Annotated in this window: 3 protein-coding genes; all 3 read right to left on the bottom strand. The window is 41.8% G+C overall.

Annotation, left to right across the window (positions count from 1 at the left end; translation table 11 throughout):
• Positions 1–321 precede the first annotated feature (321 nt).
• Positions 322–2,283, bottom strand: a complete 1,962-nt coding sequence (locus ABVM49_RS06370; protein WP_405203513.1) for an OmpA family protein — start codon at positions 2,281–2,283, stop codon at positions 322–324.
• A gap of 71 nt (positions 2,284–2,354) precedes the next feature.
• Positions 2,355–3,311: a type IX secretion system membrane protein PorP/SprF gene (locus tag ABVM49_RS06365; protein ID WP_021778014.1), complete on the bottom strand. Its 957-nt coding sequence runs from the start codon at positions 3,309–3,311 to the stop codon at positions 2,355–2,357.
• A gap of 58 nt (positions 3,312–3,369) precedes the next feature.
• Entirely contained in the window at positions 3,370–18,744 is a 15,375-nt protein-coding gene (locus ABVM49_RS06360) for a gliding motility-associated C-terminal domain-containing protein (RefSeq protein ID WP_405203512.1), read from the bottom strand.
• Between the last annotated feature and the right edge of the window lie 156 nt (positions 18,745–18,900).

Raw genomic sequence — 18,900 nt, 5'->3', positions numbered from 1 at the left:
TAGTTTACTCGAAAGATAGATTAAGTTATTTTTAATATAACCAAGAACCTGTATTTAAATATTTAATATCGATAAAAAGTTAATAAAACACGATTAAGTGCGTTTTAAATTACAATTAGACAAGAATTCTATTTAATTTTTTATAAAATTTTTACAAAAACTTGTTTTTTAATTGAAGCCAGTAGGTATCTATGTGCAATAAAGGCATAAAACTTAGACTAAAAGACTTTAAAAGAATTAACTAGACTAGGTAAACACTACCCATTAAAAAAGCCTCGCTCATTTCTGAGCGAGGCTTTTTTAATTATGTATAAATGACTTTTATTTTGCCACTATAATAAATTCAGACCTTCTGTTAAGTTGGTGTTCCTCTTCAGTACATTCTATACCATTACCACAAGCATTAGTAAGTTGGGTCTCTCCATATCCCCTGCCAGTAAGTCGTGACATACTAATACCTCCTTGATCTACTATGTATCGTATTGTAGATACATTTCTACGCTGAGATAAACTCATATTATAAGCATCTGGAGCTCTACTATCTGTATGTGAGCGTACATCGATCTTAAGACTTGGGTACTCCCTCATTACTGCGATAACCTTCTCAAGCTCTAATGCGGCATCTGTACGAATGTTATGCTTATCAAAATCAAAGTAGATAGGATTAAGCTCTAGTGTCTTTGCAAGATCGTCTCCTAACTCTATCTTTAATGGTGGTTTTAAGTATAAATCTCTGTTTAAAACCAGCCCTACCTCTGATGTGGTGTTGACTATGGCCTCTGCTGGCTCATATAAAGACTTACTAGCACGTACTATGTATGATGTATTACAATCTACATCTGGAAAACTAAAACGTCCCGCATTGTCGCTTATTTTTGTCCCTACAACTTCATTTGCAATATTGCGTAACTCTACCGTAGCTTGAGGAAGTATCCTATCGGTCTTTACATCCTTTGTAACTCCTGTAATATTCTGAGCACAATCTGTAAGCAACTTTTGTTTACGCTCAAAACTATAAATATCATCATTACCAAGACCTGTAGCCCTGCTAGAGGCAAAATAACCCGTACCTATCTCCTCGTTTAATATCAACCCAAAATCATCTGCACTACTGTTTACAGGCTTACCTACATTGTAAGAATCTCCTATACTACCAGCCGCGTCTAACTTACTAACAAAAATATCAAGACCTCCTAAACCAAGATGCCCATCTGAAGCATAAAAAAGCTTGTTATCTGAACTGATAAAAGGAAACGTCTCTCTACCCTCGGTATTGATACGATCGCCTAGATTTACAGGCTCACCATAACTACCATCTCCATTAATGGTTACCATCCATAAATCACTTAAGCCTTTTGTACCAGGCCTATCTGAGGCAAAGTATAAAATATCTTCTTCAGGACTCAAAGCAGGGTGTGCAGTAGAAAACTCATCACTATTAAAAGGAAGCTCTACAGGAACAGACCAACCATCATTAGATTTTTCACTCACATATAACTTTAGCTTTGTCGTACCATCCTCATCTCTCTTTAACTTTGTCTTCTTTGAATAGTTATTTCTTGTAAAGTAAACAACATCTCCATTTTCTGTAAACACAGAAGTACTCTCGTGATAAGGAGTATTTATCTCATCTGATAGACGATTAATAGTAGGATCATTAGTCTCTGTATCTCTTACAACAAAAAGATCTAAAAAAGGTTGATCGTTCCAATCGTGTATGTAGTCTCCAGTAGCCACTTCGCGATTTGAAGAAAAAACAAGATCCTCACCATAGTAACTAGGACCAAAATCTTGAAGCTCACTGTTAAAAGAAACCTTCCCAATGGTATATCTACCAGACTGCGCTTCGATTTCCTTGAGGTAATCACGCTCGGCTACATAACGCTCTGCTCGAGAATCATCTCCATTTAACCTATTGAAAATATCCATTTGAGTATCTGCCAGATCATAGCGCTTCATACTCTTAAGAGACTGAGCATATCTAAAGTAATACTCAGCATTTGCAACAAGCGTATCACTTTCTGAACCTAAAAGTTCACCATACCACTTTGCAGCCTGCTTATAATCGGCAGTGAGATAATAAGCATCACCTAGTTTCTTTAAAACCTCTGGTGATCTAAAACCCCTCTCTGCAACTCGTAAATATAAATTACGAGCATCTACAAAGGCATATTGATCAAAATTTTCAGTCGCTTCCCGTACCTTACCCTCTTGTGCCGTAACAGTAAAGCACAGCAAACACATTATTGATGCTAGTAAGCTCTTTAGTAATCTTTGTTTCATACAAAATAATTTTAGTCAGCTCTATTTAAACTAACGCTTTCGCGAAAGCAAAAAAATATTAATATATCTAATTAGAAGAATCTAGGGGAAATCAAACGCTTAGGTTTCTTTAAAATCTCAAACCTTAAAAACACCTCGTAACTACCGTTGTTAAACTGTTGTAACTCGGTAGTCTCACGATCATAAGCAAAGCCTATCATTAAACTATCTGTCACCTGAAAACCTACAAGACCACTTAAAGCAGCACTCCACCTATAAGCAGCACCTAAGGTTAATCTATCATATAATAAAGCATTTGCAGTAACATCTACTTGTAGTGGCGCTCCAGATACCCACTTTGCAATAGCAGCAGGTTTTAACTTAAAGTCTGGAGTAATATCAAAAACATAACCCGAAGTGAGGTAGTAGTTAATACGCTCGGTAGCGAGATAAGTAGCATTAGGATCGTTCGTGTTTTGGCTATCATCAAAGTGATCGGTCTCCAATAAATTTGGAGCACTTAAACCAGCATAAAAACGATCTGTAGAATAAAATAACCCCACTCCTATTTGAGGTGAAAACTGGTTGTCTATATTATTCTGAATAAGCGCATCACCATTCTGAAATGGCGAAGCCTCTGAATAGTTTACATCTAATAAGTGTACCCCTCCTTTTAATCCGAAACTAAGCTTACCAATATCTGATGTAGGTATTGAGTAACTAAAGGCAAGGTCTACATAGGTCTCACTGGTGATAAAAATATCATCTTGAACGATATTAAGACCTAAACCTACACGCTGAGAGTCTCCTATAGGAGAATGGATAGAAGCGGTTTGTGTACGAGGTGCGCCGTCAAGACCAACCCACTGACTTCTGTGAAGACCCAGCACACTAACACCACCACGTGAACCCGCATAAGCAGGATTAATACTTAACGTATTATACATATACTGTGTATACTGTGCGTCTTGCTGGGCATTTAACTGAACTGTACTCAGCGTTAAAATGAGCAATGACACAACAAATATAGTGTTAAAACATTTTTTCATATTGCTTTATTTTAATCCGGTGTACTCTTACAAGTACACCGAATATTAGTATCTATTATTATCTGTTTAAGTATAAAGGTCCCGCAAGTTGCTGAAGTTTACCTGAAGCATTAGTATATTCTACAGTGTAGTAATACGTTCCTACTGGTAAAAGCTGATCGCCGTTTATAGTAGCACGACCATTACTCTCTCCTCTAAAGTACTGACCATCCTGACCATAACCATTTACTCCATAAACCTCTACTCCCCAACGGTTGTAAATACGTACAGTATTGTTTGGATACTTTTTAATACCTCTTATGACAAATACATCATTTAAACCATCGCCATTAGGAGTCATTATATCAAATACCTCTAAACCATCGGTCGCATTAGGATTATTATTGTTAACCTCTAAGAAATCTGTTATTCCATTACCATTTTCATCACCTAATTCATCTCCGTTAGGTATACCATCACCATCACAATCTCCATCAAGGAAATCTTGACTCACGTTTACTGTCTGACTTTCTACTTCAAGACTACAAGAATCATTAGGATTAGTTCCATCTAAACCTTCTCTACCATCTAATACTCCATCTCCATCGGTATCAGGATTTGTTGGATCGGTAGTATTACCATTAGGATCTGCAGGAGTATTTGGATTATCAATACCTGTTATTTCTTCCTCATTTGTTAACCCATCGTTATCACAATCTGCATTGTCAAACTCCGGTGTCGTTAGAAGTGTTTGACTATCTGCAACAAAATCACAAACATCAAACGGATTTGTACCATCTGCAATCTCATCGCCATTAGTAACTCCATCACCATCACAATCAAGGGTGTCAAAATCACCTCCTACAGTTAGTGTAATACTACCAACTAAGAAATCACAAGGGTTATTAGGGTCTGTACCATCTTCTGCTTCATCTCCATCTGTTACTCCATCGCCATCTGTATCAGCATTTGTAGGATCTGTTGTATTTCCATTTGGATCTGCAGGGGTATCAGGGTCATCTATACCCGTTATTTCTTCACCATTATTTAAACCATCCATATCACAGTCAAGATCATTCCAAGCTTGAGTAGGATCAATAGATTGACTACTCACCTGTAAATCACAAGGGTCATTAGGGTCGGTCATATCACCAGCTTCATCGCCATCGGTTACTCCATCTCCATCACTATCAGGATTCTGTGGGTCTGTGGTGTTACCATTTGGATCGTTTGGAGTTGATGGGTCATCAATTCCTGTTGTTTCCTCATTATTGGTAAGACCATCCATATCACAATCTGCACTGTCGTAAGCGGCATCAGTCATTTCTGTCTGGTTAGCTACCACTAGGCTACAATTATCATTAGGATCTGTACCATCAAGCGCTTCTTGACCATCTGTTACGCCATCACCATCACTATCAATATCTAATGGATCTGTAATCTCACCATCAGGATCTGCAGGGGTGGTAGGATCGTCAACTCCAGTAAGCTCTTCACCGTTATTTAAACCGTCCATATCACAATCAAGATCATTCCAAGCTGTCGTTGGCGTTACCGTTTGACTAGCAATCTCAAGAGCACAAGGATCATTAGGGTCGGTCATATCACCAGCTTCATCGCCATCGGTTACTCCATCTCCATCACTATCAGAATTCTGTGGATCTGTGGTATTACCATTTGGATCGTTTGGAGTTGATGGATCATCAATTCCTGTTGTCTCTTCATTATTGGTAAGACCATCCATATCACAATCTGCACTGTCGTAAGCGGCATCAGTCATTTCTGTCTGGTTAGCTACTACTAGACTACAATTATCATTAGGATCTGTACCATCAAGCGCTTCTTGACCATCTGATACTCCATCACCATCACTATCAATATCTAATGGATCTGTAATCTCACCATCAGGATCTGCAGGAGTGGTAGGATCATCTATTCCTGTGAGTTCCTCACCGTTATTTAAACCGTCCATATCACAATCAAGATCATTCCAAGCTGTCGTTGGCGTTACCGTTTGACTAGCAATCTCAAGAGCACAAGGATCATTAGGATCGGTCATATCACCAGCTTCATCGCCATCGGTTACTCCATCTCCATCACTATCAGGATTCTGTGGATCTGTGGTATTACCATTTGGATCGTTTGGAGTTGATGGATCATCAATTCCGGTGGCCTCCTCATTATTGGTAAGACCATCCATATCACAATCTGCACTGTCGTAAGCGGCATCAGTCATTTCTGTCTGGTTAGCTACTACTAGACTACAATTATCATTAGGGTCTGTACCATCAAGCGCTTCTTGACCATCTGATACTCCATCACCATCACTATCAATATCTAATGGATCTGTAATCTCACCATCAGGATCTGCAGGGGTGGTAGGATCGTCAACTCCAGTAAGCTCCTCACCGTTATTTAAACCGTCCATATCACAATCAAGATCATTCCAAGCTGTCGTTGGCGTTACCGTTTGACTAGCAATCTCAAGAGCACAAGGATCATTAGGGTCGGTCATATCACCAGCTTCATCGCCGTCGGTTACCCCATCTCCATCACTATCAGGATTCTGTGGATCTGTAGTATTACCATTTGGATCGTTTGGAGTTGATGGATCATCAATTCCGGTGGCCTCCTCATTATTGGTAAGACCATCCATATCACAATCTGCACTGTCGTAAGCGGCATCAGTCATTTCTGTCTGGTTAGCTACTACTAGACTACAATTATCATTAGGGTCTGTACCATCAAGCGCTTCTTGACCATCTGATACTCCATCACCATCACTATCAATATCTAATGGATCTGTAATCTCACCATCAGGATCTGCAGGGGTGGTAGGATCGTCAACTCCAGTAAGCTCTTCATTGTTTGTTAATCCATCATTATCACAATCATAATTAGGGAAATCAGTACAAGTTCCAATATATATTTGAACAGATGCAGTATCACAATTTGTTGGCACTGCAACCTCACATATCGTATATAAAACTGTGTAGTTTCCAGGAGAAGTCCCTGCAGGAACTATCAAAAGCCCATCTGAATCAATTATTAGTCCGTTTATTCCACCATTACTAGCAATTGAAATTGAAATTTCTGTATCACTTACGGGCACATTATTCATTAAATCATTTATGGTTATATCACCTACTACTACATCTTCTAAACTTGTATCAATAGGCGTTTGGCTATAATCATCATCAATAGCATCGATTGAATCTGGTGCGCTTACTACTACTGTAGCTGTCGCAGTATCACAGTTACTGTTAGTTGGTGCTGTACCATCTTCACAAACTATATAATCTACTGTATAAGTGCCAGGTGCAGTGTTCGCTGCTACGGCCACTGTGCCATCAGCATTCACCGTAAGTGGACCATCTGTATTTGGAGTGATTGTGACATCTGCAGGGTCTACAGGTATACCGTTAATTACATCATTAGAAAGAACATCACCTAAGGTAATACCATTAACTCCCTCTTCTGCTGTAGCATTGTAGCTATCGTCCATCGCATCGATTGGGTCCGGTGCGCTTACTACTACTGTAGCTATGGCAGTCTCGCAATTTGATGGAACAGCTGTCTCACAAATTTGATAAGGAATTGTATAAGTACCAGGTGCAGTGCCGCTGGCAACTATAACATCTCCAGTAGCAGGGTCTATTGACAATTCCACTGTTGGTGTAGCGGTTAAAGTAACATCTGCTGGATCTATCGTCGCTCCGTTTAAAGTGTCATTGGCTAATACATCACTAAAAGTAATACCAGTAACACCTTCCTCTGCAGTGGCTGTGTAGCTATCATCCATCGCATCGATTGGGTCTGGTGCGCTTACTACTATTGTAGCTGTCGCAGTATCACAGTTACTGTTAGGTGGTGCTGTACCATCTTCACAAACTGTATAATCTACTGTATAAGTACCAGGTGCAGTGTTCGCTGCTACGGTTACTGTGCCATCGGCATTCACCGTAAGTGGACCATCTGTATTTGGAGTGATTGTAACATCTGCAGGGTCTACAGGTATACCGTTAATTACATCATTAGAAAGAACATCACCTAACGTAATGCCAGTAACACCTTCTTCTGCTGTAGCTGTGTAGCTATCGTCCATCGCATCGATTGGGTCTGGTGCACTTACCACTACTGTAGCTGTCGCTGTCTCGCAATTTGATGGAACAGCTGTCTCACAAATTTGATAAGGAATTGTATAAGTACCAGATGCAGTGCCGCTGGCAACTATAACATCTCCAGTAGCAGGGTCTATTGACAATTCCGCTGTTGGTGTAGCGGTTAAAGTAACATCTGCTGGATCTATCGTCGCTCCGTTTAAAGTGTCATTGGCTAATACATCATTAAAAGTAATACCAGTAACACCTTCCTCTGCAGTGGCTGTGTAGCTATCATCCATCGCATCGATTGGGTCTGGTGCGCTTACTACTATTGTAGCTGTCGCAGTATCACAGTTACTGTTAGGTGGTGCTGTACCATCTTCACAAACTGTATAATCTACTGTATAAGTACCAGGTGCAGTGTTCGCTGCTACGGTTACTGTGCCATCAGCATTCACCGTAAGTGGACCATCTGTATTTGGTGTGATTGTGACATCTGCAGGGTCTACAGGCACACCATTAATTACATCATTAGTAAGAACATCACCTAAGGTAATACCATTAACTCCCTCTTCTGCTGTAGCTGTGTAGCTATCATCCATCGCATCAATTGGATCTGGTTCGCTTACTAACACTGTAGCTGTCGCAGTCTCGCAATTTGATGGAACAGCTGTCTCACAAATTTGATAAGGAATTGTATAAGTACCAGGTGCAGTACCGCTGGCAACTATAACATCTCCAGTAGCAGGGTCTATTGACAATTCCGCTGTTGGTGTAGCGGTTAAAGTAACATCTGCTGGATCTACCGTCGCTCCGTTTAAAGTGTCATTGGCTAATACATCACTAAAAGTAATACCAGTAACACCTTCCTCTGCAGTGGCTGTGTAGCTATCGTCCATCGCATCGATTGGGTCTGGTGCGCTTACTAACACTGTAGCTGTCGCAGTCTCGCAATTTGATGGAACAGCTGTCTCACAAATTTGATAAGGAATTGTATAAGTACCAGGTGCAGTGCCGCTGGCAACTATAACATCTCCAGTAGCAGGGTCTATTGACAATTCCGCTGTTGGTGTAACGGTTAAAGTAACATCTGCTGGATCTACCGTCGCTCCGTTTAAAGTGTCATTGGCTAATACATCACTAAAAGTAATACCAGTAACACCTTCCTCTGCAGTGGCTGTGTAGCTATCGTCCATCGCATCGATTGGGTCCGGTGCGCTTACCACTACTGTAGCTGTCGCAGTATCACAGTTACTGTTAGGTGGTGCTGTACCATCTTCACAAACTGTATAATCTACTGTATAAGTGCCAGGTGCAGTGTTCGCTGCTACGGTTACTGTGCCATCAGCATTCACCGTAAGTGGACCATCTGTATTTGGAGTGATTGTAACATCTGCAGGATCAACAGGTACTCCGTTGATGACATCATTAGAAAGAATATCACCTAAGGTAATGCCATTAACTCCCTCTTCTGCTGTAGCTGTGTAGCTATCATCCATCGCATCGATTGGGTCCGGTGCACTTACCACTACTGTAGCTGTTGCAGTATCACAGTTACTGTTAGGTGGTGCTGTACCATCTTCACAAACTGTATAATCTACTGTATAAGTGCCAGGTGCAGTGTTCGCTGCTACGGTTACTGTGCCATCAGCATTCACCGTAAGTGGACCATCTGTATTTGGAGTGATTGTAACATCTGCAGGATCAACAGGTACTCCGTTGATGACATCATTAGAAAGAATATCACCTAAGGTAATGCCATTAACTCCCTCTTCTGCTGTAGCTGTGTAGCTATCATCCATCGCATCGATTGGGTCCGGTGCACTTACCACTACTGTAGCTGTTGCAGTATCACAGTTACTGTTAGGTGGTGCTGTACCATCTTCACAAACTGTATAATCTACTGTATAAGTGCCAGGTGCAGTGTTCGCTGCTACGGTTACTGTGCCATCAGCATTCACCGTAAGTGGACCATCTGTATTTGGAGTGATTGTAACATCTGCAGGGTCTACAGGTACACCATTAATGACATCATTAGAAAGAACATCACCTAACGTAATGCCATTAACTCCCTCTTCTGCTGTAGCATTGTAGCTATCGTCCATCGCATCGATTGGGTCCGGTGCACTTACCACTACTGTAGCTGTCGCAGTCTCGCAATTTGATGGAACAGCTGTCTCACAAATTTGATAAGGAATTGCATAAGTACCAGGTGCAGTACCGCTGGCTACTATAACATCTCCAGTAGCGGGGTCTATTGATAATTCCGCTGTTGGTGTAGCGGTTAAAGTAACATCTGCTGGATCTACCGTCGCTCCGTTTAAAGTGTCATTGGCTAATACATCACTAAATGTAATGCCATTAACTCCCTCTTCTGCAGTGGCTGTGTAGCTATCGTCCATCGCATCGATTGGATCTGGTGCGCTTACTAACACTGTAGCTGTCGCAGTATCACAGTTACTGTTAGGTGGTGCTGTACCATCTTCACAAACTGTATAATCTACTGTATAAGTACCAGGTGCAGTGTTCGCTGCTACGGTTACTGTGCCATCGGCATTCACCGTAAGTGGACCATCTGTATTTGGAGTGATTGTAACATCTGCAGGATCAACAGGTGCACCATTAATTACATCATTAGAAAGAACATCACCTAAGGTAATACCAGTAACACCTTCTTCTGCTGTAGCTGTGTAGCTATCGTCCATCGCATCGATTGGGTCTGGTGCGCTTACTACTACTGTAGCTGTCGCAGTATCACAGTTACTGTTAGGTGGTGCTGTACCATCTTCACAAACTGTATAATCTACTGTATAAGTACCAGGTGCAGTGTTCGCTGCTACGGTTACTGTGCCATCGGCATTCACCGTAAGTGGACCATCTGTATTTGGAGTGATTGTAACATCTGCAGGGTCTACAGGTATACCGTTAATTACATCATTAGAAAGAACATCACCTAACGTAATGCCAGTAACACCTTCTTCTGCTGTAGCTGTGTAGCTATCGTCCATCGCATCGATTGGGTCTGGTGCACTTACCACTACTGTAGCTGTCGCTGTCTCGCAATTTGATGGAACAGCTGTCTCACAAATTTGATAAGGAATTGTATAAGTACCAGATGCAGTGCCGCTGGCAACTATAACATCTCCAGTAGCAGGGTCTATTGACAATTCCGCTGTTGGTGTAGCGGTTAAAGTAACATCTGCTGGATCTATCGTCGCTCCGTTTAAAGTGTCATTGGCTAATACATCATTAAAAGTAATACCAGTAACACCTTCCTCTGCAGTGGCTGTGTAGCTATCATCCATCGCATCGATTGGGTCTGGTGCGCTTACTACTATTGTAGCTGTCGCAGTATCACAGTTACTGTTAGGTGGTGCTGTACCATCTTCACAAACTGTATAATCTACTGTATAAGTACCAGGTGCAGTGTTCGCTGCTACGGTTACTGTGCCATCAGCATTCACCGTAAGTGGACCATCTGTATTTGGTGTGATTGTGACATCTGCAGGGTCTACAGGCACACCATTAATTACATCATTAGTAAGAACATCACCTAAGGTAATACCATTAACTCCCTCTTCTGCTGTAGCTGTGTAGCTATCATCCATCGCATCAATTGGATCTGGTTCGCTTACTAACACTGTAGCTGTCGCAGTCTCGCAATTTGATGGAACAGCTGTCTCACAAATTTGATAAGGAATTGTATAAGTACCAGGTGCAGTACCGCTGGCAACTATAACATCTCCAGTAGCAGGGTCTATTGACAATTCCGCTGTTGGTGTAGCGGTTAAAGTAACATCTGCTGGATCTACCGTCGCTCCGTTTAAAGTGTCATTGGCTAATACATCACTAAAAGTAATACCAGTAACACCTTCCTCTGCAGTGGCTGTGTAGCTATCGTCCATCGCATCGATTGGGTCTGGTGCGCTTACTAACACTGTAGCTGTCGCAGTCTCGCAATTTGATGGAACAGCTGTCTCACAAATTTGATAAGGAATTGTATAAGTACCAGGTGCAGTGCCGCTGGCAACTATAACATCTCCAGTAGCAGGGTCTATTGACAATTCCGCTGTTGGTGTAACGGTTAAAGTAACATCTGCTGGATCTACCGTCGCTCCGTTTAAAGTGTCATTGGCTAATACATCACTAAAAGTAATACCAGTAACACCTTCCTCTGCAGTGGCTGTGTAGCTATCGTCCATCGCATCGATTGGGTCCGGTGCGCTTACCACTACTGTAGCTGTCGCAGTATCACAGTTACTGTTAGGTGGTGCTGTACCATCTTCACAAACTGTATAATCTACTGTATAAGTGCCAGGTGCAGTGTTCGCTGCTACGGTTACTGTGCCATCGGCATTCACCGTAAGTGGACCATCTGTATTTGGAGTGATTGTAACATCTGCAGGGTCTACAGGTATACCATTAATTACATCATTAGAAAGAACATCACCTAACGTAATGCCATTAACCCCCTCTTCTGCAGTAGCTGTGTAGCTATCGTCCATCGCATCGATTGGGTCTGGTGCACTTACCACTACTGTAGCTGTCGCTGTCTCGCAATTTGATGGAACAGCTGTCTCACATATTTGATAAGGAATTGTATAAGTACCAGGTGCAGTACCGCTGGCTACTATAACATCTCCAGTAGCAGGGTCTATTGACAATTCCGCTGTTGGTGTAGCGGTTAAAGTAACATCTGCTGGATCTACCGTCGCTCCGTTTAAAGTGTCATTGGCTAATACATCACTAAAAGTAATACCAGTAACACCTTCCTCTGCTGTAGCTGTGTAGCTATCGTCCATCGCATCGATTGGGTCCGGTGCGCTTACTACTACTGTAGCTGTCGCAGTATCACAGTTACTGTTAGGTGGTGCTGTACCATCTTCACAAACTGTATAATCTACTGTATAAGTGCCAGGTGCAGTGTTCGCTGCTACGGTTACTGTGCCATCGGCATTCACCGTAAGTGGACCATCTGTATTTGGAGTGATTGTAACATCTGCAGGATCTACAGGTGCACCATTAATTACATCATTAGAAAGAACATCACCTAAGGTAATACCAGTAACACCTTCTTCTGCTGTAGCTGTGTAGCTATCGTCCATCGCATCGATTGGGTCTGGTGCGCTTACTACTACTGTAGCTGTCGCAGTATCACAGTTACTGTTAGGTGGTGCTGTACCATCTTCACAAACTGTATAATCTACTGTATAAGTACCAGGTGCAGTGTTCGCTGCTACGGTTACTGTGCCATCGGCATTCACCGTAAGTGGACCATCTGTATTTGGAGTGATTGTAACATCTGCAGGGTCTACAGGTACACCATTAATGACATCATTAGAAAGAACATCACCTAACGTAATGCCATTAACTCCTTCTTCTGCAGTGGCTGTGTAGCTATCGTCCATCGCATCAATTGGATCTGGTTCGCTTACCACTACTGTAGCTGTCGCAGTATCACAATTTGATGGAACAGCTGTCTCACAAATTTGATAAGGAATTGTATAAGTACCAGGTGCAGTACCGCTGGCAACTATAACATCTCCAGTAGCAGGGTCTATTGACAATTCCGCTGTTGGTGTAGCGGTTAAAGTAACATCTGCTGGATCTACCGTCGCTCCGTTTAAAGTGTCATTGGCTAATACATCACTAAAAGTAATACCAGTAACACCTTCCTCTGCAGTGGCTGTGTAGCTATCGTCCATCGCATCGATTGGGTCTGGTGCGCTTACTACTACTGTAGCTATGGCAGTCTCGCAATTTGATGGAACAGCTGTCTCACAAATTTGATAAGGAATTGTATAAATACCAGGTGCAGTGCCGCTGGCAACTATAACATCTCCAGTAGCAGGGTCTATTGACAATTCCACTGTTGGTGTAGCGGTTAAAGTAACATCTGCTGGATCTATCGTCGCTCCGTTTAAAGTGTCATTGGCTAATACATCACTAAAAGTAATACCAGTAACACCTTCCTCTGCAGTGGCTGTGTAGCTATCATCCATCGCATCGATTGGATCCGGTTTGCTTACCACTACTGTAGCTGTCGCAGTATCACAGTTACTGTTAGGTGGTGCTGTACCATCTTCACAAACTGTATAATCTACTGTATAAGTACCAGGTGCAGTGTTCGCTGCTACGGTTACTGTGCCATCAGCATTCACCGTAAGTGGACCATCTGTATTTGGAGTGATTGTGACATCTGCAGGGTCTACAGGCACACCATTAATTACATCATTAGTAAGAACATCACCTAAGGTAATACCATTAACTCCCTCTTCTGCTGTAGCTGTGTAGCTATCATCCATCGCATCAATTGGATCTGGTTCGCTTACCACTACTGTAGCTGTCGCAGTATCACAATTTGATGGAACAGCTGTCTCACAAATTTGATAAGGAATTGTATAAGTACCAGGTGCAGTACCGCTGGCAACTATAACATCTCCAGTAGCAGGGTCTATTGACAATTCCGCTGTTGGTGTAGCGGTTAAAGTAACATCTGCTGGATCTACCGTCGCTCCGTTTAAAGTGTCATTGGCTAATACATCACTAAATGTAATGCCATTAACTCCCTCTTCTGCAGTGGCTGTGTAGCTATCGTCCATCGCATCGATTGGATCCGGTTTGCTTACCACTACTGTAGCTGTCGCAGTATCACAGTTACTGTTAGGTGGTGCTGTACCATCTTCACAAACTGTATAATCTACTGTATAAGTACCAGGTGCAGTGTTCGCTGCTACGGTTACTGTGCCATCCGCATTCACCGTAAGTGGACCATCTGTATTTGGAGTGATTGTAACATCTGCAGGATCTACAGGTGCACCATTAATTACATCATTAGAAAGAACATCACCTAAGGTAATACCAGTAACACCTTCTTCTGCTGTAGCTGTGTAGCTATCGTCCATCGCATCGATTGGGTCTGGTGCGCTTACTACTACTGTAGCTGTCGCAGTATCACAGTTACTGTTAGGTGGTGCTGTACCATCTTCACAAACTGTATAATCTACTGTATAAGTACCAGGTGCAGTGTTCGCTGCTACGGTTACTGTGCCATCCGCATTCACCGTAAGTGGACCATCTGTATTTGGAGTGATTGTAACATCTGCAGGATCTACAGGTGCACCATTAATTACATCATTAGAAAGAACATCACCTAAGGTAATACCAGTAACACCTTCTTCTGCTGTAGCTGTGTAACTATCATCCATCGCATCGATTGGGTCTGGTGCGCTTACTACTACTGTAGCTGTCGCAGTATCACAGTTGCTGTTAGGTGGTGCTGTACCATCTTCACAAACTGTATAATCTACTGTATAAGTACCAGGTGCAGTGTTCGCTGCTACGGTTACTGTGCCATCGGCATTCACCGTAAGTGGACCATCTATATTTGGAGTGATTGTAACATCTGCAGGATCTACAGGTACACCATTAATTACATCATTAGAAAGAACATCACCTAAGATAATGCCAGTAACACCTTCTTCTGCTGTAGCTGTGTAGCTATCGTCCATCGCATCGATTGGGTCTGGTGCGCTTACTACTACTGTAGCTGTCGCAGTATCACAGTTGCTGTTAGGTGGTGCTGTACCATCTTCACAAACTGTATAATCTACTGTATAAGTACCAGGTGCAGTGTTCGCTGCTACGGTTACTGTGCCATCGGCATTCACCGTAAGTGGACCATCTATATTTGGAGTGATTGTAACATCTGCAGGATCTACAGGTACACCATTAATTACATCATTAGAAAGAACATCACCTAAGATAATGCCAGTAACACCTTCTTCTGCTGTAGCTGTGTAGCTATCGTCCATCGCATCGATTGGGTCTGGTGCGCTTACTACTACTGTAGCTGTCGCAGTATCACAGTTACTGTTAGGTGGTGCTGTACCATCTTCACAAACTGTATAATCTACTGTATAAGTACCAGGTGCAGTGTTCGCTGCTACGGTTACCGTGCCATCAGCATTCACCGTAAGTGGACCATCTGTATTTGGAGTGACTGTAACATCTGCAGGGTCTACCGGTACACCATTAATTACGTCATTAGAAAGAACATCACCTAAGGTAATGCCATTAACCCCCTCTTCTGCAGTGGCTGTGTAGCTATCATCCATCGCATCGATTGGGTCCGGTGCGCTTACCACTACTGTAGCTGTCGCAGTATCACAGTTACTGTTAGGTGGTGCTGTACCATCTTCACAAACTGTATAATCTACTGTATAAGTGCCAGGTGCAGTGTTCGCTGCTACGGTTACTGTGCCATCCGAATTCACCGTAAGTGGACCATCTGTATTTGGAGTGATTGTAACATCTGCAGGATCTACAGGTACACCATTAATTACGTCATTAGAAAGAACATCACCTAAGGTAATGCCATTAACCCCCTCTTCTGCAGTGGCTGTGTAGCTATCATCCATCGCATCGATTGGGTCCGGTGCGCTTACCACTACTGTAGCTGTCGCAGTATCACAGTTACTGTTAGGTGGTGCTGTACCATCTTCACAAACTGTATAATCTACTGTATAAGTGCCAGGTGCAGTGTTCGCTGCTACGGTTACTGTGCCATCCGAATTCACCGTAAGTGGACCATTTGTATTTGGAGTGATTGTAACATCTGCAGGATCTACAGGTACTCCGTTGATGACATCATTAGAAAGAACATCACCTAAGGTAATGCCATTAACTCCTTCTTCTGCTGTAGCTGTGTAGCTATCATCCATCGCATCGATTGGGTCCGGTGCACTTACCACTACTGTAGCTGTCGCAGTATCACAGTTGCTGTTAGGGGGGGTTGTTCCATCTTGACAAACTGTATAATCTACTGTATAAGCACCAGGTGCAGTGTTCGCTGCTACGGTTACTGTGCCATTGGCATTCACCGTAAGTGGACCATCTGTATTTGGAGTGATTGTAACATCTGCAGGATCAACAGGTACACCATTAATTACATCATTAGAAAGTACATCACCTAAGGTAATGCCATTAACTCCTTCTTCTGCTGTAGCTGTGTAGCTATCGTCCATCGCATCAATTGGTAAACCTAGATTTTTATCTAAAGTAATAGGTGTATTATCGCTTGCTGGGTTACCAAAAGAGTCAGCAACATCTGCAGTAACAGTGATGGGACCATTTGAAAGACTAGAAATATCCACATCTGTAGCCGTCCATACGCCACCCGTTACGGTTGCGGTGGTCGTAACAGTGTTTGTACCATCTGAGAATGTTACGGTTACAATCTGACCATCCTCGACATCTGTTGTAGTTCCAGAAGTGCTTACACTACCTACCTCTGCGCTATCTACAATATTATCACCTTCAATAGGAGTATCAATCGTTATGGCAGGCGCAGTTTTATCTCCATTTAATGTAATTATGAGTTGTGCTTGATCAGTTGCAACACCATCCGATAATACATAATCAAAATCTTCTGTTAACGTCTGCCCTGTCAATAACCCAGCGACTGCGGGATTACTTGTATCTGGGGTATAAGTATATGTTCCATCAGGGAATACCTCAATACTTCCATAAGTTCCCACAAAAACAGAACCACCTACAGCAACAGGACTTCCATCAATCTCAATTATAACAATATTTTCTGCCTTGCCTTGCCAGTATATATCTGATATTCCTGCAATTTGTCCCGCTTTATCATTGTCAGTTGCATCAGGACCATAATTATAACTTAATATTAGTTGATTTATAGGCTCTTCAAAAACAATGTTAACATTACCTGTGGCATCTTGTGGAATAGCATTTCCAGTACCATAAAAAGTATTATTTCCTGCTTCAACTACGCCGCCAGTCGTAACAACTTTATAAATAGAACTTACACCGTCTAATAATCCATTAATTCTAATTTGATCCTGCCAGCTTGTAGCTTGGGAGAAATCAATATCCACTACTAAAAACCCCAAATTAAATACGGGCTCATCAAAATCTATAATAAGCTCCGTATCTTGAGACGGACTCGTAGCGGCATCTATGGAGTATAAAAGATAACCCTGATGACCACCATTCACTCCAGTTTGAAATACCACTTGATTTTGATTAGCGACACCAATATTGGAAGGGTCAGTGGATTGAAAGTTTAGAGTTACACCATCAATAGTTCTCATCTCCATATCTACAGGTCCAGATAAACCTCCGAAGACACCTCCAGGGGCACTAAATTCGGTTTCCCATACTAGTGTACTTAACCCTCTATCTATAGCATCAACCCCATTCACACCCTCATCAGTAATAATATTTCCAGAAACATCAACTTCTGTAACTACTGTAATGGAATCATTGTTATCTTCAGCGTCAGGCGCCTCGTCAACACCATCAATGGTTATGGTTAATATACCATAATCAATAATCGAAGCATTGTCTTGAACTGTATACGATATTATATCATCGATAGACTCTCCACTTTTCAAACCTGTAACAGAAGAATTTGTCTCATCCACATCATAAACATAACTTCCATTTGGTTGAAAAATAATTGAACCATATAAAGTTTCATAAGAATTACCCACGGCTGTAGCGTATACATCTACCTCAGAGACCACTATTGAATTACCAGTATCATTAGCTAAAACATTGCCCGGTATACCCCCTACTGTATTTGCAGCGACAGAGCCTGCGTCATCTGTTGCTACTGGGCCATTTATAAAAACTCTCGTTTGACTCACTGCGGTAGCTGTTGCCAAATTTGGATCTGTCACTGTCACAGTTGCATTCCTTACACCTGCCGTTGGGGCAGCCGTAGTATTTCTATAATAAAGCGTTTTAAAAAATGCTATAAGATCATCGTTAGGTATTGGGTTACCAGATGCCTCTGTTATTAAAAAATCAGAACCTGTCTGAACAACCGTTAGCGTGGTTGAGTTGACAGTGAAATTTTGAGGAGCGTTAGTATCATCTAAGTCAAACTGAAAAAATCCATTAGGTATGTGACCAGTAGTTACATAAAGAAATTCTGAAGCATCTACGACACCCGTAAAATCTATACTAGCACTTAATATAGTGCCCGTATCAGAAGTTAGTGTAGGTACTTTGAACAAAGGACTAATACCATTAGATGGAACATTCCACTGCACTTCATTATCAACTCCTGCAGCATAAAAGTTAAGATCCAAAACAGGATCTGCATAAAAGGCACTTATTTTTAACTCATCGCTACAGCTCTCAACCACTTCATTTGGTGCTGCTAGAGAAGAACCTATTAAAAGCATATACAGCACAGAAAAAACACCGAGTTTACCCAGAGCACTTTTCACACTAGTTATTGACATTGCCATCTCACTCTTATAAGATAAGAAAGATGATTTTTTAATCTGTCCAGAAGGAATAGTAATTTTTCCCATATATAAATTCTTTTTTTAAACACCTTAACGATTTCGTCTTAAAGCTTAACTATCAATAAAACTAGATATGCGCTTCTCCTAAAGAGGAAGACAAAACATTACTTACAAATCTAATTTAATTACTTGTATAAGTTACAATTAACATACACTTAATCG

This window comes from Dokdonia sp. LLG6352-1, from assembly GCF_045055815.1.
Lineage (GTDB): Bacteria > Bacteroidota > Bacteroidia > Flavobacteriales > Flavobacteriaceae > Dokdonia > Dokdonia donghaensis.
The sequence above is the reverse complement of the archived record's forward strand: the minus strand, read 5'-3'. Positions and strand labels throughout refer to the sequence as shown.